3 protein-coding genes are annotated in these 6,402 nt (G+C 51.2%); 2 read left to right on the top strand and 1 reads right to left on the bottom strand.

The genetic code is table 11. The features are described 5' to 3' along the window. Both ppdK and fusA read left to right on the top strand, forming a co-directional pair. Positions 1-2,710: pyruvate, phosphate dikinase (gene ppdK, locus Q0294_RS19845; protein ID WP_299468925.1), on the top strand; the 2,710-nt coding region annotated here is incomplete at its 5' end. Between the two features lie 432 nt (positions 2,711-3,142). After that, a complete protein-coding gene (gene fusA, locus Q0294_RS19840) occupies positions 3,143-5,287 on the top strand; it encodes an elongation factor G (RefSeq protein WP_299468923.1) in 2,145 nt (714 codons plus the stop codon). Positions 5,288-5,313: 26 nt separating this feature from the next. Here fusA and Q0294_RS19835 read toward each other — a convergent pair whose 3' ends face one another. Further along, positions 5,314-6,246 (bottom strand): dihydrodipicolinate synthase family protein, encoded by a 933-nt coding sequence (locus tag Q0294_RS19835; protein ID WP_299468921.1) that lies wholly within the window; start codon positions 6,244-6,246, stop codon positions 5,314-5,316. Positions 6,247-6,402 lie beyond the last annotated feature (156 nt).

Here is a 6,402-nt window from a genome sequence, read left to right as displayed (position 1 = left end):
CTTCTTTGGTGCTGGAAAAGCAGATGGCGACGCTACAATGCGCAATACCCTGGGGGGTAAAGGAGCTAACCTGGCAGAAATGATCAACATCGGGCTCCCCGTTCCCGCTGGTTTTACTCTGAACACAGAAGTTTGCAATTACTACAGCGACAACAACAGTCAATATCCGGACGGAGTCGAAGCGCAAGTTGAAGAAGCGCTGGCCAAAGTAGAAGAAGCGATGGGAGCCAAGTTCGGTTGCGACACCAACCCGCTGCTGGTTTCCTGCCGCTCCGGTGCTCGTGAATCAATGCCCGGTATGATGGATACCGTATTGAACATCGGCCTGAATGACACAACCGTGGAAGCGCTGGCAAAACAATCCGGCAACGAAGCCTTTGCCTGGGACAGTTACCGCCGCTTCGTGCAGATGTATGGCGACGTTGTGCTGGGCATGAAAGGATCAGATCATGATCCGTTCGAACATGCTCTGGAAGCCAAACGTGAAGCCGCCGGTGCGAAATATGATTCCGACCTGAGTGCAACACACCTCAAAGAACTGGTGGCTGAATTCAAGGCCCTCATCAAAAAAGAGACCGGCATCGAGTTCCCCACCGATCCCAAAGAACAAATCTGGGGCGCTATCGGAGCCGTCTTCAGTAGCTGGACCAATGACCGCGCCTACGTTTACCGTCGCGATTACGGAATTCCACACAGCTGGGGTACTGCCTGCAACGTTCAGGCAATGGTTTACGGCAACCTGGGTGACGACTGTGCAACAGGCGTAGGCCTGACTCGTAACTGCTCCAGCGGCGAACCCGGATTCTGTGGCGACTACCTGATCAATGCTCAGGGAGAAGACGTGGTTGCCGGTATCCGGGCACCCAAGCTGATTGAAACAACATTGAGCACTGACCTGCCCGAAGGTTACAGACAGCTCGAAGAAATCGGCCAGAAACTGGAACAACACTACAAAGACGTCCAGGACATCGAATTCACGATTCAACGTGGAAAAGTCTGGATGCTGCAGACGCGAAATGCAAAACGAACCGGCTTTGCTGCCGTCCGGATTGCCGTCGATATGGTCAACGAAGGTCTGGTCAGCAAGGAACAGGCGATTACAAAACGCCGGATTCCTGCCGACGACTTGAACCAGCTGTTGCAGCCGATTTTTGACCCTGCAGAAAAAGCGAAAGCAGCCAAAGCAGGCAATCTGTTAACCAAAGGTATCAACGCCGGTCCGGGTGCAGCCTGTGGCCATATCTGTTTCAGTGCGGAAGAAGCAGAAGCAATCTACAATAAAGACAATTCGGCACAACTGGTACTGGTACGTCGCGAAACCAGCCCGGAAGACTTGCGTGGTATGCGTGTCTCCAAAGGGATTCTGACCGCTTTGGGTGGTGCCAGTTCTCACGCTGCTCTCGTCAGCCGCCAGATGGGCAAAGCCTGTATTGTCGGTGCCTCAGAACTGCAAATCGATTCGACAGCCGGAACGATTAAAGCCGGAGACAAGGTGCTCAAAAGTGGTGACTGGATCAGCATCGACGGTTTCACCGGAGAAGTTTTCGCCGGTAAAGTCGAAACAAAACCCAGTGAAATTGTGGAAGTTCTGATTTCAAAAACAATGAAGCCGGAAGACTCGGAAACATACCAGCGATATCAACAGTTGATGAGCTGGGTTGATGAAATCCGCAAATTGAAAGTCCGTACCAATGCCGACCAGCCCGATCAGGCTGCTGAAGCGATCTCCTTTGGTGCAGAAGGAATCGGCTTGTGCCGAACCGAGCATATGTTCTTCCATCACCTGGCCGAAATTCGCGAAATGATTGCCGCCGGCGATGTCGTTTCACGAACCAAAGCAGTCAACAAACTGCTGCCGTTCCAACGGGAAGACTTTGCCGGAATCTTCAAGGCCATGAACGGTCTGCCGGTCACCATTCGCCTGCTGGACCCGCCTTTGCACGAGTTCCTTTCAGACCGCCATCTGGAAGAAAACCCCACGCTGGGAGAAGAACTGGCCAATGAACTGGGTGTCTCAATCGAGTTCATTCGTCGGCGTGTTGAAGAACTGCATGAACTGAACCCGATGCTCGGTCACCGTGGTTGCCGTCTGGGGATCGTTTATCCGGAAATTACCGCCATGCAGGCACGAGCCATCATGGAAGCAGCCTGCGACGTTCAAAGCGCCGGTATCGACGTCTTTCCTGAAATCATGGTTCCCCTTGCCGGATTCAAAACCGAATTTGATAACCAGGCCGCCATCATTCGTCAGGAAGCGGAAAAAGTGCTTGCTGAAAAAGGGGTCAAAGTCAATTACCTCGTCGGAACGATGGTCGAACTTCCCCGTGCTGCGATCTGTGCAGATCAGATTGCTGAGACGGCTGAATTCTTCAGCTTTGGTACAAACGACTTGACGCAAACGACACTTGGTATGAGCCGTGACGACTATGGTACGTTCATCGGCCATTACCGTGAAAACGATATTATCCCTTCCGATCCTTTCCAGACCATTGATCAGGATGGTGTGGGACGTCTCATGCAGACAGGTGTCGAGCGAGGCCGATCCACCCGCGCCGGTCTGAAAATCGGAATTTGTGGTGAACATGGTGGTGATCCTGCCAGTGTGATTTTCTGCCACGAACTGGGGCTCGACTATGTGAGCTGCTCCCCCTTCCGAGTGCCAATCGCTCGACTGGCGGCTGCTCAAGCGGTCCTGGATGAAAAAGCTTAAGGCTATTTATAGTCTGGATTTACAAACAGGGGGAGATTCATCGGAGTCTCTCCCTGTGTTCTCTTTTTAATTTTCAAACTGTGTTCTTTAAGCCGATTACGTGATTAATCAGCGAGTTTTCTGAATTTAACCAAAAATCCTCTTCCCCCGAAGACGATACAACGATAAGATTCTACGCTCACACCTTACGCTCAGATTGTCTACTTGCGAAATGTTCTCGATGTTAGTGATCCCTTGTTTTTTTGACCTGCTGGATCAGCCATCACAACAGTAGTGTGATGCGATTTTGCGGGGCCTACCCCCCTGTAAAAAACTTGAGTGTTTCTTCTCACAACAAGTTCCGTTAAGAATTGAGCTCTTTAACAAGGTCGGTATGTTGCCGTCCGTTTTGTACCTATAACGTGTTATTCTAAGTAAACGTGTATCAAAGCCATGAAAAATCTGGACAAGTATCGAAACATTGGAATCTCGGCTCACATTGACTCTGGTAAAACAACACTCACCGAACGAGTTTTGTATTACTCAGGACGAATTCACAAAGTACGTGAAGTTCGGGGCGGCGATGGTGGCGCTACAATGGACAGCATGGAGCTTGAACGCGAACGAGGGATCACGATTGCCTCGGCTGCGACTCAGGTCCAGTGGAAAGATACAACGATCAACATTATCGATACACCGGGGCACGTTGACTTCACTGTCGAAGTAGAACGCAGTCTGCGCGTGCTGGATGGTGCAGTGCTCGTGCTCTGCTCTGTGGGTGGTGTTCAAAGCCAGTCATTGACCGTTGACCGCCAGATGAAACGTTACGGCGTTCCCCGAATTGCATTCATCAATAAAATGGACCGAACCGGTGCAGACTCTGCCAGCGTGATTAAGCAGATCGCAAATAAACTGCATGTTGTTCCGTTGCCGCTGCAGATCCCGCTGGGTGAAGGTGCTCAATTCCAGGGCGTTGTTGATCTGGTCACGATGCAGGCCATCACTTACACCGGCGATCAAGGCGAAACAGAAGTATTCGGCGCGATTCCCGCAGAGTTTCAAGATGCTGCTGAAGAAGCCCGCACTGCGATGCTGGAAACGCTTTCCATGTTCAGTGACGATCTGATGGTTGCTCTGCTGGAAGAAGCAGACATTCCCCATGAAGACATCTACAAAGTCATTCGCCAAGCTACGCTTTCGCATGAAATTACTCCTGTCATGATGGGAACCGCTTTCAAGAACAAAGGGGTACAGACTCTGCTCGACGCTGTCGTGCGGTTCCTGCCCAGCCCGCTTGACCGTGAGATCACTGCCATCGATCTGGACGCACAGCTGAAAGCAATCAAAGAAGGCCAGGAAGATACAAACAGTGAATTATTCCGAACCAAACTGTCACACTCTTCCGATAAACCTCTGGTATCGATGGCATTCAAAATTGTCGATGAAACATTCGGCCAATTAACTTATATGCGTATCTATCAGGGTAAAATCGAAAAAGGCAAGAGCTATATCAACACCCGAACCGGGAACTCCACCCGCTTCGGCCGATTGGTGCGTATGCACGCCGACAGTCGCGAAGACGTGGATTGCGGCGAAGCCGGTGACATTATTGCCGCCGTCGGGATGGAATGTGCCTCAGGGGATACCTTCTGTACCAGTGACGTCAACTTTGCTCTGGAAAGTATCTTTGTTCCTGAACCAGTGATTCGCCTTTCGATCGAGCCGCTCGACCGGGATGGGGCAGACCGACTGGCCAAAGCGATTCAGCGTTTCAACCGCGAAGATCCTACCTTCCACGTGATGACCGACGAAGAAACCAATCAGACGATCATCGCCGGCATGGGTCAGCTGCACCTCGATGTTTACATCGAACGCATCAAACGTGAATACAAAGTGGAATGTATCGTTGGAGAGCCACGCGTTGCTTATCGCGAAACTCCTACGATTCCCGTTGAATACAATCACAAGCACAAAAAGCAGACTGGTGGTTCCGGTCAATACGCTCACGTGGTTGGGAAAATTGAACCGATGGCTGTTGAGAACAATGGCGATGCCTACAAATTTGTCAACGCGGTTACCCAGGGTCGTATTCCCAAAGAATACATCCCTGCTGTCGACAAAGGTTTCAAACGGGCGCTGGTCAAAGGACCGCTTTGCGAATGTGAAGTCGTTGGTGTTTCCGCCACACTTTCCGATGGTAGCTACCATGATGTTGACTCTTCGGAAATGGCCTTCAACGTCGCCGGTTTCAACTGTATGCGAGATGCACTCAAGAAATCCAACATGGCTCTGCTGGAGCCGATCATGAAACTGGAAGTCGAAGTTCCTGAAGAATATCAGGGACCCGTTTCCGGCCATATCGCACAGAAGCGGGGTGTGATCAATACTTCGGAAACCCGACTGGGAACCAGTATTTTCATCGCAGAAGTACCACTGGCAAACATGTTTGACTATGCCAATGAACTACGCTCGATGACACAGGGTAAAGGGGGATTCAGCATGGAATTCGCCCGTTATGCCCAGGTGCCCAGAAATATTCAGGAAGAAGTTGTGGCACGCCGCCTGAAAGAAAAAGAAGAACGAATGGCAACTGCCTAGTTCTAAAAAAAACGAAAAGCCCCGTTTTACGAAACGGGGCTTTTTTGTTGCGCTAATTCTGCTTCTGCCTGGAGAATCGGCTCCATCAGCTGGCGAATCTCTGCTTCCTGTTCCGAAGTCAGAGTCCGCTGCGGTGGGCGTGGCGGGCCGAAGTCTGCCCCCGTCAAAGTAATCGCGTACTTCAGCATGCTGATATTAAAGCTGTCCCCTGCTCTGGCCCGGTAGTCTTCAATCGGCAGAATCAAATGTTGAATGCGCATCCCTTCCGCATAGTCACCCGACGCGAAAGCCGCATGCATTGCCAGAGACAAATGCGGGCAAACATTTCCTGCCCCACTGGTAAATCCTCCGGAACCGGCCAGCATATAGAAAGGTGCAAATCGCTCTGCCGAACCGCAAATCCATTCCAGGCCGAGGTTATCGGCGCTGACAGTCGTACGGAACTGGTGCATCTGATTCACCGAATACTTCACTCCGACAGATCGCTTATCGGCGGCTAATTTCAACAGCAGCGCATCGCTGGGAATCTCTGCTTTTTTGTAATACAAAGTCGGGCAATTGGCGGCATCCATCACACTGAGATAATACTCTTCCGCACCACGATCACTCATATAAGGGTGCGCAAACGGCATAAACATGATCCCTGTGGCGCCGGCTTTGATCGAATCAACGGCGGTCTGACGGGCAACCCCCACCTGATAGCCGATCGGTGCAAAAATGAGCGCCTCCGGGCCGGTTGACTGACGGGTAATTCTCACCAGCTCGACAATTTCCTCGGGCAGCAGGCTGTGAAATTCACTCGTGCCGGCTCCGGGCAGAAATACGCGCATCCCTGCTTCGTATAATTTGGCTGTGTGAGCTGCCTGAGCATCCAGATTGAGTTGATCGTTGCGATCAAAAGCAGTCAGAGGCACAATATGCACGGTTCGCAGTTGTTGACGGTCTAGCTGGAGGCTCATAAAACGATTCCTGTTACCTGGGCAGATCAATGTGCCAGAGACTTCATTTCCCTGGATCCATCCTGCAAAATTGAAACTCCAAACGGAACTTCAGCAGAATCCTTAACATTCTTTACATACTGTTGTACGCCGAAATCTCTCGACCATCAATCAAAC

Source organism: uncultured Gimesia sp., assembly GCF_937919775.1.
GTDB lineage: Bacteria > Planctomycetota > Planctomycetia > Planctomycetales > Planctomycetaceae > Gimesia.
The sequence above is the reverse complement of the archived record's forward strand: the minus strand, read 5'-3'. Positions and strand labels throughout refer to the sequence as shown.